Annotated in this window: 26 protein-coding genes; 19 read left to right on the top strand and 7 right to left on the bottom strand. The window is 49.2% G+C overall.

The features are described 5' to 3' along the window. Positions 1-59 precede the first annotated feature (59 nt). Genes ACLIN2_RS24830 through ACLIN2_RS24820 form a run of 3 tightly spaced genes read left to right on the top strand, consistent with a single transcriptional unit; the run spans position 60 to position 2975 of the window. On the top strand, positions 60-1148 hold the full coding sequence (locus tag ACLIN2_RS24830; protein ID WP_092273001.1) for a hypothetical protein: 1089 nt from the start codon (positions 60-62) through the stop codon (positions 1146-1148). Further along, positions 1105-2064: a 2-hydroxyacid dehydrogenase gene (locus ACLIN2_RS24825; protein WP_411502442.1), complete on the top strand. Its 960-nt coding sequence runs from the start codon at positions 1105-1107 to the stop codon at positions 2062-2064. The genes ACLIN2_RS24830 and ACLIN2_RS24825 overlap by 44 nt, the downstream gene beginning before the upstream one ends. Continuing rightward, positions 2061-2975, top strand: coding sequence for an alpha/beta hydrolase (locus tag ACLIN2_RS24820; protein ID WP_411502441.1), 915 nt, complete (start codon positions 2061-2063; stop codon positions 2973-2975). Before ACLIN2_RS24825 ends, ACLIN2_RS24820 begins: the two co-directional genes overlap by 4 nt. Before the next feature lie 70 nt (positions 2976-3045). Here the strand turns inward: ACLIN2_RS24820 and ACLIN2_RS24815 are convergent, their stop codons facing one another. Continuing rightward, positions 3046-3273 carry a NifU family protein gene (locus ACLIN2_RS24815; RefSeq protein WP_092272992.1) on the bottom strand — a complete coding sequence of 76 codons (228 nt, stop codon included), beginning with the start codon at positions 3271-3273 and terminating at the stop codon, positions 3046-3048. A gap of 188 nt (positions 3274-3461) precedes the next feature. Here ACLIN2_RS24815 and cysK point away from each other — a divergent pair, with 188 nt between their 5' ends. From cysK to ACLIN2_RS24785, 6 genes are all read left to right on the top strand, one after another. Beyond that, positions 3462-4385: a cysteine synthase A gene (gene cysK / locus ACLIN2_RS24810; protein WP_092272989.1), complete on the top strand. Its 924-nt coding sequence runs from the start codon at positions 3462-3464 to the stop codon at positions 4383-4385. A gap of 1 nt (position 4386) precedes the next feature. Beyond that, complete coding sequence (locus ACLIN2_RS24805) at positions 4387-5520, top strand: bifunctional cystathionine gamma-lyase/homocysteine desulfhydrase (RefSeq protein ID WP_092272986.1); 1134 nt, start codon at positions 4387-4389, stop codon at positions 5518-5520. Between the two features lie 35 nt (positions 5521-5555). Beyond that, positions 5556-5894, top strand: a complete 339-nt coding sequence (locus ACLIN2_RS24800) for a YuzD family protein (RefSeq protein WP_122960916.1) — start codon at positions 5556-5558, stop codon at positions 5892-5894. Positions 5895-6497: 603 nt separating this feature from the next. Next, on the top strand, positions 6498-7760 hold the full coding sequence (gene ltrA, locus ACLIN2_RS24795; RefSeq protein WP_411501590.1) for a group II intron reverse transcriptase/maturase: 1263 nt from the start codon (positions 6498-6500) through the stop codon (positions 7758-7760). 250 nt (positions 7761-8010) lie between these two features. Beyond that, positions 8011-8859 carry a hypothetical protein gene (locus ACLIN2_RS24790; RefSeq protein ID WP_411502440.1) on the top strand — a complete coding sequence of 283 codons (849 nt, stop codon included), beginning with the start codon at positions 8011-8013 and terminating at the stop codon, positions 8857-8859. Between the two features lie 132 nt (positions 8860-8991). Continuing rightward, positions 8992-9333 carry a hypothetical protein gene (locus ACLIN2_RS24785; RefSeq protein ID WP_411502439.1) on the top strand — a complete coding sequence of 114 codons (342 nt, stop codon included), beginning with the start codon at positions 8992-8994 and terminating at the stop codon, positions 9331-9333. 135 nt (positions 9334-9468) lie between these two features. Here the strand turns inward: ACLIN2_RS24785 and ACLIN2_RS24780 are convergent, their stop codons facing one another. After that, on the bottom strand, positions 9469-10536 hold the full coding sequence (locus ACLIN2_RS24780) for an NAD(P)/FAD-dependent oxidoreductase (protein ID WP_092272967.1): 1068 nt from the start codon (positions 10534-10536) through the stop codon (positions 9469-9471). Positions 10537-10714: 178 nt separating this feature from the next. Between ACLIN2_RS24780 and ACLIN2_RS24775 the strand changes: the two genes are divergently transcribed. Continuing rightward, positions 10715-10966 carry a DUF1450 domain-containing protein gene (locus ACLIN2_RS24775; protein ID WP_092272964.1) on the top strand — a complete coding sequence of 84 codons (252 nt, stop codon included), beginning with the start codon at positions 10715-10717 and terminating at the stop codon, positions 10964-10966. A 64-nt stretch (positions 10967-11030) separates the two neighbouring features. Here the strand turns inward: ACLIN2_RS24775 and mqnE are convergent, their stop codons facing one another. Beyond that, positions 11031-12134 carry an aminofutalosine synthase MqnE gene (mqnE, locus tag ACLIN2_RS24770; RefSeq protein ID WP_092272961.1) on the bottom strand — a complete coding sequence of 368 codons (1104 nt, stop codon included), beginning with the start codon at positions 12132-12134 and terminating at the stop codon, positions 11031-11033. A gap of 369 nt (positions 12135-12503) precedes the next feature. Here mqnE and ACLIN2_RS24765 point away from each other — a divergent pair, with 369 nt between their 5' ends. From ACLIN2_RS24765 to ACLIN2_RS24735, 7 genes are all read left to right on the top strand, one after another. Beyond that, positions 12504-12725 (top strand): aspartyl-phosphate phosphatase Spo0E family protein, encoded by a 222-nt coding sequence (locus ACLIN2_RS24765; protein ID WP_092272958.1) that lies wholly within the window; start codon positions 12504-12506, stop codon positions 12723-12725. Positions 12726-12875: 150 nt separating this feature from the next. Beyond that, positions 12876-13235, top strand: a complete 360-nt coding sequence (gene erpA / locus ACLIN2_RS24760) for an iron-sulfur cluster insertion protein ErpA (protein WP_092272955.1) — start codon at positions 12876-12878, stop codon at positions 13233-13235. A gap of 174 nt (positions 13236-13409) precedes the next feature. Continuing rightward, on the top strand, positions 13410-14906 hold the full coding sequence (locus ACLIN2_RS24755) for a DUF4153 domain-containing protein (protein WP_411502438.1): 1497 nt from the start codon (positions 13410-13412) through the stop codon (positions 14904-14906). A gap of 113 nt (positions 14907-15019) precedes the next feature. After that, complete coding sequence (locus tag ACLIN2_RS24750; RefSeq protein ID WP_411502437.1) at positions 15020-15841, top strand: metallophosphoesterase; 822 nt, start codon at positions 15020-15022, stop codon at positions 15839-15841. A 404-nt stretch (positions 15842-16245) separates the two neighbouring features. After that, positions 16246-16734, top strand: a complete 489-nt coding sequence (locus tag ACLIN2_RS24745; protein WP_411502436.1) for a GNAT family N-acetyltransferase — start codon at positions 16246-16248, stop codon at positions 16732-16734. Between the two features lie 283 nt (positions 16735-17017). Next, the gene (locus ACLIN2_RS24740; protein WP_092272946.1) at positions 17018-17410 is read left to right on the top strand and encodes a cupredoxin domain-containing protein; all 393 of its coding nucleotides are present in this window, start codon (positions 17018-17020) and stop codon (positions 17408-17410) included. Between the two features lie 73 nt (positions 17411-17483). Further along, entirely contained in the window at positions 17484-17633 is a 150-nt protein-coding gene (locus ACLIN2_RS24735; RefSeq protein WP_170184440.1) for a hypothetical protein, read from the top strand. Between the two features lie 65 nt (positions 17634-17698). Here ACLIN2_RS24735 and ACLIN2_RS24730 read toward each other — a convergent pair whose 3' ends face one another. Continuing rightward, positions 17699-18124 carry a DUF6157 family protein gene (locus tag ACLIN2_RS24730; RefSeq protein WP_092272943.1) on the bottom strand — a complete coding sequence of 142 codons (426 nt, stop codon included), beginning with the start codon at positions 18122-18124 and terminating at the stop codon, positions 17699-17701. A 169-nt stretch (positions 18125-18293) separates the two neighbouring features. Continuing rightward, the gene (locus tag ACLIN2_RS24725) at positions 18294-18494 is read right to left on the bottom strand and encodes a hypothetical protein (RefSeq protein ID WP_139228105.1); all 201 of its coding nucleotides are present in this window, start codon (positions 18492-18494) and stop codon (positions 18294-18296) included. A 138-nt stretch (positions 18495-18632) separates the two neighbouring features. Between ACLIN2_RS24725 and ACLIN2_RS24720 the strand changes: the two genes are divergently transcribed. Both ACLIN2_RS24720 and ACLIN2_RS24715 read left to right on the top strand, forming a co-directional pair. Further along, positions 18633-18995 carry a hypothetical protein gene (locus tag ACLIN2_RS24720; protein ID WP_246010986.1) on the top strand — a complete coding sequence of 121 codons (363 nt, stop codon included), beginning with the start codon at positions 18633-18635 and terminating at the stop codon, positions 18993-18995. 156 nt (positions 18996-19151) lie between these two features. After that, positions 19152-19757: a hypothetical protein gene (locus ACLIN2_RS24715; RefSeq protein WP_411502435.1), complete on the top strand. Its 606-nt coding sequence runs from the start codon at positions 19152-19154 to the stop codon at positions 19755-19757. A gap of 21 nt (positions 19758-19778) precedes the next feature. On the opposite strand, the gene ACLIN2_RS24710 is transcribed toward ACLIN2_RS24715, so the two are convergent. Both ACLIN2_RS24710 and ACLIN2_RS24705 read right to left on the bottom strand, forming a co-directional pair. Continuing rightward, positions 19779-20063 carry a hypothetical protein gene (locus tag ACLIN2_RS24710; protein ID WP_411502434.1) on the bottom strand — a complete coding sequence of 95 codons (285 nt, stop codon included), beginning with the start codon at positions 20061-20063 and terminating at the stop codon, positions 19779-19781. 130 nt (positions 20064-20193) lie between these two features. After that, the gene (locus tag ACLIN2_RS24705) at positions 20194-21204 is read right to left on the bottom strand and encodes an NAD(P)/FAD-dependent oxidoreductase (protein ID WP_092272927.1); all 1011 of its coding nucleotides are present in this window, start codon (positions 21202-21204) and stop codon (positions 20194-20196) included. Between the last annotated feature and the right edge of the window lie 95 nt (positions 21205-21299).

Below are 21299 nucleotides of genomic sequence, written 5' to 3'. Positions count from 1 at the left end.
TCACCCACATACTATGCGCCATAAGGTTTTGGCGAAGTGATGCAAGGAGGGTGAAATCGATGGAAGAAAAAGAGCTGCTGGAAGAAGAATACGGCTTTTCCCTGCAAGAAGCTCACGCCAAAGGCGCAAATACGGTGCTGAAAACGGATAAGGGCGTGTTTTACCTGTTTGAAGCACCTGCAGGCTACAAATACAAAAGCAAATTTATCGATCGCGTCCGCAAGCATTTGAGCGAGCAGCAGCAGGACTTTGGCGTGCTCAAGCTGGTCAAGACAAAGGGCGGTCAAGGCCATATTGTCGCAGAAGATCAGCTGTACTACCTGTATCGGGGCGTACGGGAGCGGGCTCCAGAGGACATTTATTTTGCAAGCGGCGAGTCCCTGGCAAAATTTCATCTGGCTACCAGCACCTTTAAAGGTGACAAACTCTTTATTCCTTACAGCTCGCTAGGCAACTGGCCAAGCATGTGGAGAAGAAAGCTACGCCATTACAATGAATATCGCGATGAGCTAGACGAAGTGGATGGTGAGCTGACCTCCATGGATGAGCTCTTGTTGACGAGTTACACGTATGTGCACCAGCTCGGGGAAATCGCTGTTCAGTATCTACTCGCATCTGGCTACGATAAAGTGGTAAAAGAAACGGCTGCCTTTGGCAAAGTTGCCTACCAAAATTTTGATCAAGGGTATATGCTATGGAATGAGAAGGATGCGCGTCTGGTTGCCGGAGAGTGGAACTGGGTGCTCGACATGCGTGCTCGCGACATCGGTCAATGGATCAAAGCTGAAACGAAACGCAATGGATGGCAGGAAGACAAAATAGCCAGCTTCCTCGCAGGCTACAATCACGTTTCTCCCTTGCTGCCCGAAGAGTATGCGGTGATTTACGGACTCATGCTGTACCCGGGGAGATTTCTCAGATTGGTGGAGTCCTATCAGGAGCTTCCCTTTGAAGAGAAGGAGCAAGTAAACGGCGAACAGTGGCGATCGCAGCTGGAAGACGAGCTGGCGAGCATGGAAGAGGCACTCCGTCGGTATCCACATCTTGTCGCACAGCAGTATGGCGCGTCCATTCCACAAATTGATTGGTTGTGGAGGCCGGAAGATGAAGAAGCCCAAGGTGTTAGTGACGAGACAAGTAGCGAATGAAGCTGTTTCTTTGCTGGAAACCGCAGCGGATGTAGAGGTATGGAAGCAGGATGAGCCGATCCCGCGTGAGCTTTTGCTGGAAAAGATCGAGAGCTCAGACGGGATTCTGGCCATGCTGACGGAGCGAATTGATGAGGAGCTGCTGGCTCGGGCACAGCGTCTGCGCGTGGTGGCAAACATGGCAGTCGGCTATGACAACATCGACCTGGCTGCCTGCAAAAAGCGGGACATATGGGTAACAAACACACCGGATGTACTGACCGAAGCGACAGCGGATTTAGCGTTTGCTCTGATGATGGCGACCGGACGGAGGCTGATGGAAGCGAACCGTTTTCTTCTGAATGGGGAATGGAAGTCGTGGAGTCCGTCTCTTTTGGCTGGTCAAAATGTATATGGGGCGACTTTAGGGATCATTGGGATGGGCAGGATCGGGGAAGCCGTAGCTCGTCGGGCAAAAGGCTTTGGCATGCGCATTCTCTATCACAACCGGAGCCAAAAGCAGCAAGCAGAAGCAGAAACGGGTGCCGAGCTCGTCAGTCTGGAGGCGCTATTGCGCGAATCCGATTACGTCGTCCTATTGACTCCTTTGACAGCCGAAACCCGTCTTCTGATGGGAGAAAAGCAATTTTCCTGGATGAAGCCTACGTCCGTTTTCATCAATGTATCACGGGGTGGAACGGTGGATGAAACAGCCCTTTATCAGGCGTTGGTAAAGAAACAAATCTGGGCGGCAGGCCTGGATGTCTTCCAGCAGGAGCCGGTCCCTCTGGACCATCCGCTGCTCACTCTGCCGAATGTTGTCGCATTGCCGCATATCGGCAGTGCCACGGAGCAAACCCGCGCCGAAATGGCGAGGCTGGCAGCAGCGAATATCGTGGCCGTACTGGGTGGCCAAAGGCCGTTGACGCCGTTATGAGCACCATTCTTTATGTCGTAGCAGGACTTGTGCTGCTAGGAATCATCGGGATGGTAGCTGTGGCCTTCTACGTGACATGGAAGCTGACACATCCCGCACGAGGGCCGCTCGATATGCTGCCAGAGGACTTTGGCATTCAGGAAACGCAAGCGATTACCTTTCCCAGCAGGGAATCCGCCATCAATCTGGCAGGATGGTATTTTTCCGCGGAACGCAATGGGTACCAGTCGCGAAGCCGTACGCTGATTTTTGCCCATGGATACAGCCAAAACCGTCAGGAACCGCATCTACCCGCGCTGTCTCTGGCAGCTAAGCTTCTGGCAGAGGGCTATGATGTCCTGATGTTTGATTTTCGCAATGCGGGCGAATCCAGTCCGTCTCTGACAACGATTGGGCTGCGGGAGCAAAAGGACTTGCTTGGAGCGATAGATTATGCGCGTGCGCGGTGCCCTAAGCATACTTTGGGAATCATCGGGTTTTCCATGGGGGCAGCGACTGCGCTTTTAGCAGGGGGAGCTGACGAGCGTATTTCGGTGATCGTTGCAGACTCGCCATTTTACTCGCTGCGAGAGTATTTGCAGGAAAATTTGCCGCAATGGACGGGCCTGCCTCGCTATCCCTTCAACTGGCTGATTTTGACCATTTGCCCGATCCTCTTGGGGGCAAACCCGCGGGAAGTCAAACCGTATAGGGCAGTGAAACAGGCGAAGAAGCCCATCTTTTTTATTCATGGGACGGGAGATTCCACTGTGCCCGCCGTCAATAGTGAAAAGCTTCGTGAGCTTGCGGTCCATCCCAAGTCTTCCCTCTGGCTCGTGCCGCGAGCAGGGCATGTGCGCAGCTACGCGATGGCCTCGGAGGAATACGCCAGTCGGGTGATCGGGTTTCTGGAGGATGCCATGAAGCCATGAAGAAGAGAAAGCCATGAAAAAAAGCAGCTACGCCATTTCTTCCGTAGCTGCTTTCATGTCGGTACTCTGATTAGAATACTTGTTGTACTTCCTTGATGCCTGGGATTTCTTCTACCAGAGCACGCTCGATACCTGCTTTCAGGGTGATCGTAGACGAAGGGCAGCTACCGCATGCACCCATCAGACGCAGCTTCACAATACCATCTTCTACATCAACGAGCTGTACGTCACCACCGTCGCGTTGCAGGTAAGGACGCAGTTTATCGAGAACTTCTTGCACTTGATCTAACAATTCCATCGTGTATCACTCCTTTCCAGCCTTCTTCTTTATTATAAACGCCAAGCGATGAGAAATCCATGGCTTACGTGCCCTGTTGACACTTTCCATCAGAAGGTGCAAGCGATGTGTAGCTTGCATGGACTTTTTGTATAAGCTGCATGTTATAATGAAACCGCAAGTACTTCAACATAAGGAGTAAGATTTACGTGAATGTATTTGGCAACATTAAGGAATTGATTGGGAACACGCCCATCGTAGAAATTACACAGTTTGATCTTCCAGAGAAAGTCCGCTTGTTTGCCAAGCTGGAATACTTTAATCCAGGTGGCAGCGTCAAAGACCGATTGGGCATGGAGCTGATCCGCGCCGCAGAGGAAAACGGTCAGTTGAAGCCAGGTGGCACGATTATTGAACCAACGGCAGGGAATACAGGGATCGGTGTCGCATTGGCCGCTGTAGGAACAGGTTATAAAGTTATTTTTTGCGTACCTGCCAAGTTTTCCGAGGAAAAGCAGGAATTGATGCGTGCGCTCGGAGCGGAAGTCGTGAACACACCGACAGAGCAAGGAATCAAAGGGGCAATTGCCAAAGCACAAGAGCTTGCTGCATCCATCCCAGGTGCGTTTGTCCCTCAGCAGTTCGCCAACCCGGCAAACCCGGAAGCCCATTACAAGACGACAGGTCCGGAAATTTGGAAACAAATGGACGGGAATGTGAATATCTTCGTAGCGGGTGCTGGCTCTGGTGGTACATTCATGGGAGTTGCTCGCTATCTGAAGGAACAAGATTCCTCCATCAAAACGGTCATTGTCGAGCCAGAAGGTTCCATTCTGAATGGTGGAGAATCAGGACCGCATAAAACAGAAGGGATTGGCATGGAGTTCTTGCCTCCATTTATGGACACAAGCTATTTCGACGCCATCCATACCATCCTGGATGTCGAAGCTTTCGATCTGGTAAAGGAATTGGCAGCCAAAGAAGGAATGCTTGTAGGAAGCTCGGCTGGAGCAGCCATGGCAGCAGCATTGCGTGAAGCCAAGGAAGCGGCGCCAGGAACAAACATCGTCGTTCTGTTTGCAGACAGCAGTGAGCGTTATCTCAGCAAACAAATTTATCAGGGGGGTATCTAACATGCGTATCAAAACAAGATTGATCCACGGTGGTATTGAGGGAGATCCGGCAACAGGGGCCGTATCCGTTCCGATTTATCAAGTCAGCACCTATAAGCAGGAAGCCATCGGCAAACACAAAGGATACGAATACTCCCGTACAGGCAACCCAACTCGTCACGCGCTGGAAACGTACATCGCTGAGCTCGAGGGCGGCGCACGCGGTTTTGCATTTGGCTCGGGTATGGCAGCGTTGTCTACGATTCTTTCCTTGTTCAATAAAGGGGATCATTTGGTTGTAGGTGACGATGTATACGGCGGTACGTATCGCGTCATTACTCGTGTATTTTCCCGTCTCGGACTAGAAGCCACGTATGTCGATACAAACGACCTGCAGGCTGTGGAGGCTGCCGTACGCCCCGAAACGAAGGCTATTATTATGGAAACTCCGACTAATCCGCTCTTAAAAGTTAATGATATTAGCGCGCTGTCCAGCATTGCCAAAGCAAAAGGATTGCTGCTGGTTGTTGATAATACCTTCATGACGCCATACTGGCAAAACCCGCTCGATCTGGGCGCAGACATCGTGTTCCACAGCGCAACGAAATACCTCGGTGGACATAGTGACGTGGTGGCAGGACTTGTGGTAGCGAAAGATGCGCAGCTTGGCGAAGATCTGCATTTCGTACAAAACGCTATTGGTGGCGTACTGGGTCCACAAGACTCGTGGCTGCTTCTGCGTGGGATGAAAACACTGGGCGTTCGTATGGAGGAGCATGAGCAAAATGCGCGTACGCTCGCCAAATGGTTGGCAGAACGCAGCGACATCGAACGTGTACTCTACCCTGGGCTTTCCAGCCATCCTGGTCATGAGCTCATTCAAAAACAGGCACGCGGCTTCGGCGGTATGATTTCATTTGACGTAGGCAGTGCTGAACGTGCTGATCAAGTATTATCCAAAGTGAAGCTCTACACACTGGCAGAATCCCTGGGTGCAGTCGAGAGTCTGATCAGCGTGCCTGCAAGAATGACCCATGCTTCCATTCCAGTAGAGCGTCGTGCTGAGCTGGGCATAACCGAGGGCTTGATCCGTATTTCTGTCGGCATTGAGGATGTAGAAGACCTGATCGAGGATCTGGAACAAGCACTCTCTTAATTGCTGTAGAGCGTGCGTTGAGGGAGGCCGTGAGCATGAGTGTAGAAATCAAAGTGTTTGGGACGGAGCAATTGTGCGCGAGCTGCGTTAACCTTCCGTCCGCCAAAGAAACAGCTGACTGGTTGCAAGCAGCGCTCTCCCGTAAATATGGAGGCGAAAGCATTCGCATCACATATAGCGACTTTCAACAGCCTCAGACAGAGGATGACAATATCTGGGCAGGGCGGATTATTGAGGAAGATTTATGGTATCCGCTTGTCGTAATTTCCGGGGAAATTGTCGGGGAAGGCAATCCGAAGCTGAAGGACATTCATGCCAAGCTGGAAAGCATGGGCCTCAAGCCTTTGGCAACGGCAACGGAAAGCGAAGCCTAAGAAAAGATGAGAAGAGACGGTCTCAAGGGATACCTTGGACCGTCTTTTTGGTGCGCCCAGCATGGGCGATAGCTCTAGGGTGTAAGTCCCGAACGGGGGTTGGCTGTACCAACCGTTAGCCCAAGGCAAGGGTGTCCACCGCGAGGTGGAATCTGAAGGAAGCCGGCGGCAAAGTCCCGACCTGAGGTACACGAACCCAATTTGAGGCTGTTGTATTCGGGTGAGTCTGCCAAACAAGACGAAGCCCCATACAGCCAAGGAATACAGCAGTAAACTTGGGCAGGTACATGGGATGAAAGTTATCGCTCTTACCTGGGGAGGTCTGCATGAAGTGCCTTCAAATGTTGGTAACCGTCTTCGTAAGGAGACGCTGAACATGCAGAAGTCAGCAGAAGCCATAGTACCCAAGTAAAGGACGCTTGAACGGGGAAGGGCTGAACATTAAGTCAACACATCCGCTAATCACTTTCGTGATAATACTGTGAAGCAGAATTCTGTAAGGAACTACTCTTGGAGAAAATGGGTGAAGCCCTGAGGGTACAAGAGAGGGCTGAGTATTGTCCGGCAAGACTAGAAGGATGCGTGCGGAGGAAGGGTATCGTCATGGAGCTGTTGGAGAAAGTCCTGTCACGAGAAAATCTATTAGTGGCACTCGAAAGAGTGGAAAGAAACAAAGGATCGGCGGGAATCGACGGTGTTTCAACCGAACAACTGCGCGATTATATCCGTGAACACTGGTTGACCACTAAAAAGCAGATTATGAAAGGGACCTACAAACCTTCCCCTGTCCGCAGAGTCGAAATCCCGAAATCTGACGGAGGAGTAAGGTTATTAGGTATTCCTACCGTGATAGATCGCTTTATTCAACAAGCCATCCTCCAAGTTCTTACTCCTATATTTGACCCCCACTTCTCAGAATCCAGTTTCGGATTCCGACCGAACCGTGGTGCGCATGACGCCATGAGACAAGCACAATTTTATATTTCCGAAGGATATCGCTTTGTCGTGGATATGGACTTAGAGAAATTCTTCGACCGGGTTAATCACGATATTTTAATGAGTCGGGTTGCTCGAAAAGTAAAAGATAAAGCTTTGTTGAAACTTGTTCGCGCATATCTACAAGCAGGCATCATGGTCAATGGCATCTGCCTTTCGGCAGTAGAGGGCACACCACAAGGTGGTCCACTTAGTCCGTTATTGGCGAACATCTTGCTCGACGATTTGGATAAAGAACTGGAAAAGAGGGGACATCGCTTTTGTCGATACGCAGACGATAGCAATATCTACGTGAGAACAAAGCGGGCGGGAGAACGGGTAAAAGAAAGTATCCAAAGCTACTTGGAGAAGGTACTTAAGCTTAAAGTAAATGAGCAGAAGAGCGCAGTGGATCGACCTTGGAAGCGTAAGTTCCTCGGTTTCGGTTTCACTAATGCAAAACAAGCAAGGATTCGGCTTCATCCAAAATCACTTCTGAAGTTGAAAGAGAAAATCCGCTTCATCACTAATCCGGTATGGAGCATCTCTATGGATGAAAGGATTCGGAAGCTAAACCAGTACCTCATGGGTTGGATCGGATATTTTGCCCTTGCGGATGCAAAGAAAATCCTTCAATCTATCGACGAATGGATACGACGTAGACTTCGACTTTGCTTGTGGTCTCAGTGGAAGCGAGTACGAACCCGATATCGAGAACTTCGCTCTCTGGGTTTATCGCACGTCCAAGCAATAGAAATTGCAAACACCAGAAAGGGTGCATGGCGTACCACAAAGACTCCTCAAATGCACAAAGCCCTCGGAGTTGCATATTGGCAACAACAAGGGCTGAAAAGCTTATTACAACGATATTCTGTCATTCGTCAAGCTTGATGAACCGCCGTATACCGAACGGTACGTACGGTGGTGTGAGAGGACGGGAGTTAGTCGCTCCCTCCTACTCGATTTTTACCGTCGGAACGTGTACACGAGACCGGTCCCTTTGGGTGCATACACTTGGCAGATTTCATGAGAGGGCTTCTTACCAGTTTGTCATTTGTTCGTTTCTGTTTTGTAACGCTAAGTGGCCCGTTTCGTCCTATAGTTGTGAATGTAGCCCGTTACATTCTTGCTGCTTGCTGGAGTGATTGGAGGATTTGGACTGGCAGCCTCTCATACAAAAATCGCGCATGCGGAAGCGAAAATAGGGGAGCCTTTCGCAGCAGCAGCAGAATTGCAGCTGGGTAAGAACGTATATGTCCTCGACCAACAGACAGCAGACGTAACAGGCGACCAGGCAGCAGATACAGTGTTTCTGGTAGGAACAAAAGAAAAACAGGATGATATCTACGCTTCCGCGATGACGTTGGTGGTTCAGGATGGGAAAACCAAAGCTTACAGCAAGGCCGATTTGGGCGATCTGGGAGGATACGAAGGGGAGCTGACACTCGTTGATTTCACAGGAGATCATGTAGCGGATGCTTTTGTTAAAACAGCGACAGGCGGTAGCGGAGGCATCTACAATCACGTTGTCGCCACGTTTGCGGGCAAGACCTCGCAGGTGCTCTTTGGAGAGGCGGAAAACGAAGGCATTCGTTATGAAGGGAAGTTCGTAGACGGCTTCAAGATCGAAGGTACCGGGACGCATCTGGACAAACCTCTTACTTTTGATGTCAGCGCCAATAAAGCGCTGTACACAGCAGCCAAGCTGTATGATCAAGCAGGCAAGCTCGTTGTGAAAGCAGACGAGGACCTGTCCGTCTATTCCTACCCGTTCAGCTCGCTTGCTCCTGTCGACATGGATGGGAATGGGACGTATGAGCTGGTAGGCGAGCAGCGTGTTGTCGGGATGAACAATGCAGATACGGTATCAAACATCCATTCCGTCTGGGGCCTCGGTAGCGATGGCAAATGGAATCCATGGGAAGTAGAGTATTCCACCTTCCTGATCAAGCATCCTGGTGAAGCGATTCAGACGCAAATCGGGAAATAAGAAAATGAATCAGCCCTCGCTCAAAGGAATCGGAGCGGGGCTTCCTTTTGGTTTCGCGAGCACCGTTCTATCGTGGATCACAGGCTCATATACTGCATGGTGGTGCAAGCAATCCAAAAGGAGGACGAGCGGATGGAAGAGCATCTGGCCCGTTATTACGAGCTGAAAGAGTTGCAGAAGCAGGTGGAGGAAGAACTAAGCAGCTTGCGCAGCAAGCTGATGGAAAGCTGCCAAAACACAGATACGCTGGAGGAAGGCGCCTATAAATTGACTGTATCCTATCAGGATCGTCGGGATTATAGCGATGAGCGGTTGTTCAATTCGTTGCCTGACCCCTCCCTTTGGCGCTTAATGTCGAAAGCCGATAGCGGGAAAATCAACAGCTTGCTGAAGCTGGGCGTCATTCACGAAGGGGTGCTTGCGGGTACGTATGAGCTGAAAAAGGTGCCGGTGCTGCGAGTGCAAAAGCGCTGATTGCATGCACGAAAGGAAACAGACAAAAAAGAAAACCTGTTGGACTTTGGGTCAACAGGTTTTTTGGCGTTATCGCAGCTGCATGGAGAAGTGCTTTGGGCAGCTTCCGTATGCGGCGGATGAAAACGCGTTTTTTTATCCCATATGCTTTTTGTACATCCACAGTTGACCGCTTTTGATGACGCGAGCCATTTGTCCCACGAGCGAGACTTTCCCCATGCTTGCAAAGCCTTCTTTTTTCCCGAGGGAACCGAGGAAGCCTTTGTGTTTGAGCGCAGGGAGAGAAGCTGGATACTCTTCACCCTTGATGTCTTTTTTCAGCATCAGGGCGATCTGTTCGCCTTGCAATTCAGCTGTCTGAGCGCTCGGTGCGATGATGGTGCTCGCACAGTCGCCCACTACATACACATTTGGATGGGATGGAATTTGATGATACTGATTCAATTTGGCGCGTCCAATGTTGTCTGTTTCGATCGGGAGTGAGCGCACGATTCGGTTAGCTTGGATACCAGCGGTCCATACGATGACGTCGCTCTCGACTGGTTGGTTGTGGTTGTAAACAACGCCAGGCTCGACGCCAGTCACGCTGGCCATGGAGACGAGCTGTACCTCATGCTCGATAAACCATTGGGAAGCATATTCCTGCAGCTTTTTCGGGAATGGACTGAGAATGCTTTGTCCGCGGTCGATGATACGTACATTCAGGTCAGGACGGCTTTCGCGCAGCTCTGCCGCCATTTCAACACCGCTCAATCCTCCACCTACGACAGTAACCGTACCATATGGATTGACGTTATTTATCGCGGAATAAGTGCTGCGTGTTGCTCCCATGGATTGAATGGAGCACGTATACTGTTCTGCACCAGGGATATCGTGGTAACGGTCCTCACAGCCCAAACCAATTACGAGCCAGTCGTAGGAAATGGTGTCCCCGTTGGTAAAATTCACTACCTGCTCGTCCATATCCAAGTCGGATATTTCCCCATATTTGATCGTCAGGCGAGGATCATTGGGAAAAGTGACGCGCAAGTGAGATTCCGGTGTTGTCCCTGCAGCCAGAGCGTAGTACTCTGTCTTTAGACCGTGGAAAGGCATACGGTCCACGAGGGTAATAAACACGTCATCTGGTAAATCAGGGGACAGGACTCGCTCGATAATACGAAGACCCCCGTATCCTCCACCAAGGATCACAAGTCGTTTCATAGAAGGTCTAGTCCTTTCTTCTGTCCGTTTTAATACAGCACCCATTCTATTTTTAGTCTCTTTCGCTAAAAATGCAAGCAGAATCTTTTTCCCGTTTTCTCCGCTGGATTTTTACAGCAGACGCGGTACAATAAAGGACGTGACGATGTCGATTGATTGTATCGGTAGGTGAAGTAAGATGAAGCCTTTAGTAGAATTTTGTGCCAGCAACGTTTCCTCCTATACCCAATCCGTTCTGGATGCACTCGAGAACGATCCTGATCTGGATGTAGATGTTTTGGAATACGGCTGTCTGGGTTATTGCGGAGAGTGCTATATGTTGCCCTTTGCCCTTGTCAATGGAAAACTTGTGCAGGCCGAAACAGCAGATGAACTTTTGACCAAGATAAAGAATAAGATACGCGAGGATGAAGAAGACTTTCCTTATTAAGATGTCTTAATAGAAAGAAGCTGATGCCGCAGAATCGAGCATCAGCTTCTTTATTTTCATCCGATTAGTGTTCTTTCACGACGTTGTAGAAGGTGTCGCGTTCCAGTGCGCGTTTGCCAGCACCTTTTACCAGCCAGACCAATTCATCAACAGTCAGGGCTTGTTGTGTCAGTGCACCTGCAGCATGGCTGATGCGCTCTTCAACGAGGGTACCGTGTACGTCGGACATCCCCATGGTGAGAGACAGCTGGGTCAGCTGCGTACCGATGTTGATGAAGTACGCTTTGATGTGCGGGAAGTTATCCAGCATCAAACGGCTGATCGCCATCGTTTTCAGGTCGTCAATCGCAGAGTTGCGGCGTTTGATGCCCGCGCTTGCTTTGATCGGCTGTACAGCGAGTGGGATAAATACCATGAATCCGTTAGTTTCGTCCTGCAGCTCGCGCAGACGCAGCATGTGAATGACGCGCTCCTCCAAAGTCTCGATAGAGCCGTAGAGCATGGTAGAGTGTGTTTTCAGTCCAAGCTGGTGAGCTGTCCGGTGAACCTGCAGGTACATGTCGGTGCTCGCTTTTTCTGGGCTCATTTTCATACGATAGCGTTCAGTCAGGATCTCAGCACCGCCGCCAGTCAAGCTTTCCAGACCAGCGTTCATCAGCTCTTTCAAAACGCCTTCGATGGACAGGCCGGAGATGCGGGAGAAGAACTCGATTTCAGCGCCTGTATACGATTTGAGCGTAACATTCGGGTACGCTTTTTTCAGTGTGCGCAGCGTGTCGATGTAGTATTCGAAAGGCATGTGCTGATTGTGCCCACCTACGATGTGGAACTCACGAATGCCTGGGTGGAAGCGTGTTTCGACGTAGTGCAGGAGCTCCTCCGTATTCATGGTGTACGCGCCGTCTTGATCCTTGTCGCGGCGGAAACCACAGAATTTGCAGTGCGCTTCACAGACGTTAGTCGGATTAATGTACATATTTTGTACAAAATACACATTGTCGCCATTCTTACGTTGATTCACCAGATTGGCAAGCTGTCCAATCGTCAGCAAATCGTGGGAATTGAAGAGGGTAACACCGTCTTCCAAGGTAAGGCGTTCGCCATGCTGTACTTTTTCAGCGATGCCTGCGAGCGATTTGTCTTGGATGGCAATGGTTTCAAGCGCCATTCCAAACACGTCCTTTCATGATTCATAATATGGGAATTTTAAAGAGGTTCGTCCAGCTTCTCCCAATCTGGTACGTTCATGGGGAAGAGAGAAATCTCTGATGTAGGAGGATGTCTAACCCTTTGTAGCAGTAGGCGAGCCATCCGCTTCGAGTGTTGCATATCGGACAACAAGGCATCTATATTATAAACCTCTTGAAGAGAGGGAACAATAACATAAGTTCACCAAGTGTTAGCTGTAAAAATCTAACAATTATCGGCAAAATATTGCCCCGAAATAGGAGATAGTGGGAAATTTTGTTTGCGAATTCCTAGGTAATCTTGTAAAATATAGGTAGATAGCCTGATCTACTTTTAGGAGGAGCTTCAAATGCGGGACGTTTTGCTCGAAAAAATCGAACTCCTTCGACAGCGTATGGTAAGTATGGGGTTAGAGTTTGGGTTGGATCATCCAGAAGTCCTAGAATACAGTATACAAATTGATCAACTACACAACGAACTGAACCAAATAGATCATAGTCTGTCTAAGGTAGGCACAAGTAAAAAACCGTATCGATTTTATCTTCTGGAAAACAAAGCATTTTTCGCATAAGAAGGGGAAACCCTTCTTTTCTTCATTAATAAGTGGGTTTCTCAGAATGGGCTCTCGAAGTGCAGGGGAACCTTGTAGAGGAAGCTCCTTTTTATGTATACTATAGATACGCAAGAATATTGCCATTGCCTGTAGAAGGAGGAAAGAGGCATGATTACATTGACAGAGCAAGCCAGCCTGAAGGTAAAAGAAATGCTGGCAGCAGAAAATAACCCGGATCTGTTCCTACGCGTGGGAGTCAGACCAGGTGGTTGCAGTGGCTTCACCTACGGCATGGGCTGGGATCAGGAAATGAAAGAAGGCGACGAGACCTTCGAGCAGCACGGCGTAAAAATTGTTGTCGATAAAGACAGCTATCTATACATTAAAGGCACCGAAATTGACTACAAGGAATCCATGATGGGCGGCGGTTTTTCCATCGTGAATCCGAATGCGGTGGCTTCCTGTGGCTGTGGGTCGTCCTTCAAGACGGCACTGGCCGAAGGAAAAGCGGAGAAGTGCGACGACTAAGGAAATAACGAAGTATAATCAAACCTTTGTGGCTTACATCAGCTGCAAAGGTTTTTTCTTTTGGAGGTTAATTTCCATCTCTTGTATCTGTCTGCCGTGTTTCCACGTATTTACATCTGGCTGGATCTGGGACGGCCGCCCGGATGGCGAATACGCATCAAGGAGTGAAAGACTGTGGATGCACAGCAGTTACAAATACATAGAGGGTTGCGTTGGCTGTTGCTTGGTTCCATGGCGATCGGTGTTCTCAGTGACTACCTGTTCTATGGAAAGGCGTTTGGCATCTCCTATCCATTGTTTGTGTTTGGGTTGTACGCCTTGTTTTTTTTGCAAGCCAAACAGCAAAGCCAATTGACCTTTTCGCGAGATCAGCTGTTTGCATGGCTGCTCACAGTACCAATCGTTCTTCTCGCGCTGACTTTTTTTCTATACGACAATACGCTATTCCGACTATTGAATTTCCTGGCTGTCCCATTTTTGTTCGTGGCGCAAACGATGCTGCTCACCAAACGGCACAGACAGAGCTGGTACTCACTGGGTTTTGCAGGTGAGATGATGGAGACCGTGCTGCTGTATACCCTCAAGTACACCATGATTCCCTTTGCCTTTCTCCGCCACTGGCTTAAAAGTCGAGTGGACCGAAAGAAATACGGAGTAGCAGTGAGGATACTGGCTGGAATCGGTATCTCGCTTCCCATTCTACTAGTCGTTCTCACACTGCTCACACAGGCAGACGGTGTTTTCGGACACCTTCTAGCAAAAATACCGAGCCTCTTGTTTGACTGGGATTCTGCAGAGGCGCTATACCGCCTGTTCAGGATTGGTCTGGTCGCCCTTCTGATTTTTGGTTACTTCTATGCCGTCATTGGTCCAAAGCCGCAAGAAGTAGCTGACAAGCTACTGGAGAGATCGGAAGAAAAAAGGATTGCGTGGGACGGGGTTATCCTCGTCACGATCCTGACGATCATCAATGTGGTCTATGTCTCGTTTACGATCATTCAGATTTCCTATTTGTTTGGGGGAGCACAAGCGGTCTTGCCGGAGGATATGACGTATGCAGAATACGCGAAAAAAGGATTTCAAGAGCTGGTGATGGTGACGATCATCAACTTCATTCTGCTGGTCAGCTTCATGCATCTCGTATCGAGAGCGCAGCCCGTTATCTATAAATTCGTGCAGGCCATGCTTAGCCTGTTGACTATCTGTACGAGCTTTATGCTGTTTTCGGCTTACTTCCGGTTGTCGCTTTATGAAGAGGCCTATGGTTACACGCAGACGCGATTTTTGGCGCATGCCTTCATGATCTTTTTGTTTGTGCTGTTCGTGATCGCTTTCCTGAAAATCTGGCGAAACGATTTTTCGTTGCTCAAATACTGCGGGATAGCGGGAATTGCTGCATATGTCGTACTGAATTACATCCAGATAGATGCGGTGATAGCCCAAAACAACATCCAACGCTACTACGAGACAGGGAGAATCGATGTCGCGTATTTGATGGAGCTGTCCGATGACGCGATTCCGCTCATCGCCACACTGCGAGAGGATAAAGGGATAGGGGATAGAATCCAGCACTATCTTCAGGAAAAGAGGGACAATTTGCAGAAAGAGCGCAGCTGGCAGTCCTTTACGATCGCCAGATATGTCGCGAAAACGCATTTGCAGAAGGAATAGAGAGGACATTCCAGGAGCATACGCGAATAGGACGAGGATGGCGAGCATAAAAGGAAAGAGCAGCATGATCTCTCCCCAACCATCAAGCAATAGAAGGGAGCAGGACTACCGATATGACTGGAGCTGCCATCGTGCTTCTTCTCAGTATTGCGGCAGGGGGGATGGTGTTTGTTTACCATACCCTGTATGTCCAGACGACGCCTGTCCATCTCTCTCATCCACGTATGCCACCCTCCATTTTTATTCACATTACTGACCTGCACGGGCGTACCCGCTTTCTGAATGGTACCTTGCATCGCTTGGTCAATCGCTGGCGGCCCGACATGATTTTCGTCACCGGAGACTTGACGCAAAACCGCGATCAGCTCGCGAACGTGATGAGGGAAATCGCAAAGCTTGTGCCGAAGGATGGAATTTTCTTCGTTCCAGGCAATTACGAGCGTGAAGAGATGCGTGGGTTTCAAAAGAGGAATTACACCGGAGCGGATTACGCGGCCAGCAAAAAGCAATGGCAGACGTGCATGAAGGTCTTGGAAAATCAGGATAGCATCGTGAGAATCGGAGACACGCGGATGCGGATATATGGCTTCGATAACTCAACCTACGGCTTTGAGCAATACCATACAGAAGTCTCGGATGAGCAGGCGGATTGCACGGTGCTGCTCGCTCATTCTCCCAGCATTATTTCGTATATTCGGGCGAATGGCGTCCATGCGGATTTGCTGCTCACAGGGCACACGCATGGGGGGCAAATCAGACTGCTCGGGAAAACGCTGGGGCCGTACAGGCACTTTCATGTTGGGATCAAGAAGGATTATCGGGTCGGATTGTTTGCGATTAGCCGAGGGCTGGGAACGTCCCGCATTCCTTTGCGTTTCTGCTGCTTTCCAGAAATCACGGTGTATTTGATCAATCATCCGCCCCGCAAAAAATAGCCCTCCTCGCTGCCGTAAACAGCTTCGAAGGCGTTCTTCTTTTTGGATGGGGAACTAGATCAAAATTTGGTGAGGAGGCATCTCTAGCGGCAAGATCAGTTGCTAGAAGGTACTGCCTGTGGTGGAGCGCTATGATGCATGAAGGAGCCGAGCGCGAACAAGGCGCGAATCGAGAAACCTTCTCTGGCTCTGACTGCCTAATAACGGTCACCAGGCGACCTACTATGAACAAAATTTGAAGCGATAACGATATGGATAGGTGTTCCAATATCTGGTATTAAAAAATCTACTACATAAGGCATGGACTTCACTAAGCTAACTTTTTAGTCTAAAAGATATTGGAGAATATACAGATTTTAACAAAATTCCAATTTGAAGAAAAATAAAAAAGGATGGTATAAAAAATGGACTATGAAATACAAATAGCAACCTTGGAAGATAAAGAAACACTCCGCAATCTGTTGCAATTCTACATCTATGATTTTTCAGAATTTATGGATTTGCACTTTGAAGAGAATGGTAAGTATAGTGATTATCCAATAGATGAATATTGGACAACAGACCCCAATTATCCGTATTTAATTCGGTTAAATGGAAAGATTGTTGGGGTTGCCCTGGTCAAATTAAAAAATAGGAACAGTGATGTTTATTTTTCAATTGCTGAATTTTTTATTGCTAAAAAGTATCGCAGGGTAGGATTAGGGAAACTGGTTGCTAAAGATATTTTTGATTTGCATAAGGGGCAATGGGAAGTTTATCAAATTGATAACAATAAGCCTGCTCAACACTTTTGGAAAAAGGTAATAGAGGAATATACAGACGGAAAATTTACCGAACGAATAGAAGAAGGAAGAAGAACGCAAGTATTCGCAAGTCATGACCAAAGTTTATAAAAAGTGATTGTCGGGAGTGTCCAAAACAGGGCTGATTTTTGTACTCGCGGCAATTTTAGGTTGATTTTTTGGGCACGAATTCTGTACAAGAAGCAGGAAAAAATGCGAGGCAGACCTAAAAAAATCTATCAGATTCAGCTGGACAGCGAGGGAGAAGGAAGCGGGCAGCGAAGTTAGCCAATTCGTCACGATTCAGTCACGATTCGGTCACAGACTTCCAGATTTTGGACGACTTTCTTTCAGTAAAATGGAAGTGTAGAACAAGAAGAAAGAAGGGGTCATGATGACGAAGAAGTGGGGATTGCTAGTTTCCGCTGTTGCCTTTTCAGCGATGCTGTTGACAGCTTGTGGCGGCGAGAGCAAGGATCAGGCGGCGAGCGGTACACCAAGCGCTGCGGCTCCAGCTGCGACGACAGGTACGGCGATCAATATTGAAGCGAGCAACTGGAAATTCAATCAGGATACATTTGAAGTGAAAGCGGGAGAGGAATTCACCGTGAACTTCAAGTCTGCTGAAGGCTTCCACGGGATCGGCATCGAAGGCACAGATTTTGAGCTTCAAAAAGAAGGCAGCAAGACACTGAAAATCGATAAAGCTGGCGAGTACACCATTTTCTGCAACGTGATTTGCGGTCCAGACCATGGCAAAATGGTAGCCAAACTTGTCGTAAAATAAACCAGCCCACCAAACACTTTGGCCTGCTTCGCGAGTCAGAGTGTTTTCTCATTTTCCACAGGGGCATACTATCTTGCGTACCATTCAAACATCAGGAGGTGTCGCAAGAGAGATGGCAAAGCACAACAACAAGCGACCGACAGAGGCATCAGCAGGCTCCCGCAGCACGCCGCCGAAAACGGGAGAAAATACGGGCCACAACCTTCGCAAGGAAAACAAGTAGCAGGGGAAAAAAAGAAAAGCGCGGAACCAAGATCATCTCTTGATTCTGCGCTTTTTGCATGGAAGTCAAGCCCGTTTGTTGCGCATGGCATAAACCAGCTTGGGTGTGCCCGATGTACCTTCCACGAACTTGCGGTACTGCTCGGTTTCCATACCGTAGATCGCGAGCTTTCCTGCGGGATCGTAGTGAACGCCCCAGCCGTACTTTTTGGGAAGCATGGAAGCGCGCATGCAAGGATGGCTTTTCGAAAACAGCTCGGCCCGGATTCGGTCTGCGTCCTTGGCGATCGTCTCTTCGGGGTATTCCTTATGGCGGATATGTACCTCATAGATCAGATCATCTATGGTGTAGCGATAGGGATCGATAGACAAAAGCTCGTACTGCAGGACGTGAATGGACGGCTTTGCATTCGGCTTTGTGGTCGGTACGACTCCAGTCGTTACGGGACAATCCTGTGCCACTTGCACGAAAGTATCTATAATCAATCGCATCTTCATCACCTGCTTACTAGCATAGCGAGAGGTGAAGTGGTATGCAAGATTTGGAAAAAGGACAATGGATTAATAGCCAGTGGATTGCAGGAATGCTGCCACAGCGACGTTGTACGTATAGGCGGACACGATGGTTTTCGTAGTGCTTTTCAGCCATTCCTCTTCCTCGTCAGCGAGCTAAAGCCAACGTTTTTTGTCCACCGAGGTAAGAGCGGTAAGCTTCGCGATATTGCTCCTCAGCGGATTGATGGCTCGATTTCATTTTCTCCCATGCTTCTTTGGCCTCGTTTACTTTTTCATTCGAGGCTTTGACCTCTTGCTCCGCTTTCTTTTGAGCCAGTGTGTAGAGAAGCTCGGCTTTTTGTGCCACTTTTATAAAAAAACTTTGCATAACGAAATACATATTTTGCCTTTGTATGGGAATGGTAAAGGAGTAAGGCAGGAATGCTCAGACGCAGCTTCCACAGGCTCCGCTCCCAACAGCAGGGCCGAGTTCGATGGATAGGAGATGGTGGCCCTGGATAAAAATCGATATTACATCACTTTGCAAAGCGGTACGACTGTTGCAGAGATTCGGAGTGAAAAAGGCTCTTCGACGTATGACTTTGAGATTGAGGCAACCGATGTGGAAGTCGGGATGCTGCGTGATCTGATGAATAACTGCGTGCATGGGGACTTCATGATGTGGATGCACGGGCATACGCTCTGGTCTGACATGCCGGACCGCGACAACGATGAATACGATGACAACCTGCGAGCGATTTACCAAATCATTTATCAGCATGGAACGTCGAAAACAAAGCAGGATTTGGAGCAGATGGGGTTGGTCAAGCTTTTGGGTCTGGATCGAAACGAATTGCGCCCTTTTTAACGGCAGTCACGGAAAAATTACTACATTTTTCCATATTTCTTCAACAATCGTGCCACAATCGATGGACAAACTTTCGGAGGAGAGCGGAGATGGATTAGACCCGTTTTCCTCTCAGGTCGAGCGACGATTGTACAGACTGGAAAAGGAGTGGACAGCATGAAGCAATGGAAAACAGGATGGATGGCTACGGCTCTGGTCGTGGGCTTGGCAATGCCGGGAAGTGTCCTGGCGGCGCAGCAGCCGCTTGTCCAGGCAAACAGTGTAACTTTGGCGCATGGTGATCATGGAAAAGGCCAGGTCAAAATGCGATACGGCATGCATATGGGTGCCCATCAAAGGATGTACATGACGCTACTGGCGGAGAAGTACACGCCAAACAGTGTAGGGGAATGGCAGTCCGTGATGAAAGAACGGGAGCGACTGCTAGAGCAGCTCCGGTCAGCTCGTGAAACTGCAAGCGAGGAAAAAAGCAAAATGAGAGACCAGCTGAGAGAGAAGGTCAAAAGCGGGGAGATTAGCAGCGAACAGATGGAGCAGCAGTACAAGGAGTGGAAGGAAAAAAATCGCGGTACCGTGCCGTCTGGTGAAAAGGAAAACAGAGAGGCGCAGCGCGAGAAATTCAAGCAGGTCCACGAGGAATTCGATGCTGCCATTGCTTCGGGTGATGCAGCAAAAATCAAAGCCGCTTTGCCCAAGCTGCTAGAGCAAATGAAGGCGAAAAACGACCGTCTCGCAAAACGGCTGGCAGAAAAACAAAAATAACGCAGCAAAAACAAGGACGTGTCACTGGTGCGCGTCCTTTTGTGCGTTTAGCCGATCTGGTGTCCACTCTTGCACAATCACCATTTCACCCGCATGGCATTGTGGACACCAGCCGGTATGAAGGCATTGATTTTTTTGGCGGTCGGGGTAGCCATTATCCATCTTTGCGTCATCGATTTCCCGATAAGGACTGTAGTCACCGTAAAAGTCGTATAGCCGTCCTGCATCATCCAAGCGATTTCCACACCGGGAGCACGCTTGCTTCAAGGCAACCAAACCATTGCAAACCGGGCAGAGATGGTCCATGAGATCCTCCTCGAAAAGAAGATTGGGCTCTTCCTACTGTGCGCGGGAAGCAGGGGGAGTATGCAAGCGTTCCAATCCCATACAGCAAAAAAGCGCGGAGGCTTACTCCCGCGCTCATTCTAGGCAAGACCTAGGATTTAAAATTGTCCATGCTGGAGGAATGACCAGGCTGCAGCTTTGCATCTGGGAAAATGTAGCCGACAGCGTTGTTGACAGCAGTGGGCGCTTCGCCAAAACCAACAGCGATCAGCTTGACCTTGCCTGGATAGGTGGCGATGTCGCCTGCGGCATAAACGCCGGGAATGTTCGATTCCATGCGGCTGTTGACCACAATGGACCCTTTTTCCAGTGCCAAGCCCCAGTTTTTGATCGGACCGAGTGAAGAGCTAAAACCAAAGTTGACAATGACAGCATCAACCTCGATGTCCAGCTCTTGCTTGGTCGTGCAGTTGGTCAGGGTGAGACGCTCGATGGCTTCTTCGCCGTGCAGCGCGGTCACTTCGTAGGGGGTTGTTACGTTGACACTCGAGGACATCAAGATGTCAACGCTATGCTCGTGCGCTCGAAACTTGTCTCTCCGATGAATGAGGTGCACTTCTTTTGCGATGGGTTCGAGCATCAAAGACCAATCCAGGGCGGAATCGCCCCCGCCGATGACGGCAACGCGCTGGCCTTTGAAGGAGTTCAGGTCGGTAACAAAATAGTGCAGGTTTGATTTCTCGTATTTGCTGGCATCCGGATGCTCCAGCTTGCGAGGCTCGAAGGCTCCTACACCGGCTGTGATGATCACGGCCCGAGAGTAGTGCATGCCTTTATCGGTGGTAATCACAAAGATTTCGTCTGCATTTTTCGCAACATTCTCGACCTTTTCTTCCAAACATATCTTTTGCTGGAAACGAGCAATCTGATCCTTCAGATTATTGATCAGATCCTGAGCCAAAACCTTGGGCAGACCGGCCACATCGTATATGTGTTTTTCAGGATAAAGGGCAGCTAATTGACCGCCAAGCTGCGGCATGCTCTCAATGAGCTTTACGCTTACCTGGCGCATACCACCGTAAAAAGCTGTGAACAATCCGGCCGGGCCGCCTCCAATGATCGTGATGTCGTAGATATGCTCATCCCTTTGCAGAAAATTCAATCCCAAGCACCTCCGGAATTAATCAAAATCCAGCGCATCCATCATTATAGAAATACTTCTTTTATACGAAAATAATGTTCCTGGAGGGAAAAATA

It is taken from the genome of Brevibacillus centrosporus, assembly GCF_046622605.1.
GTDB lineage: Bacteria > Bacillota > Bacilli > Brevibacillales > Brevibacillaceae > Brevibacillus > Brevibacillus centrosporus.
Note: the sequence above shows the minus strand (reverse complement) of the source record. Positions and strands in the feature narration are given on the sequence as shown.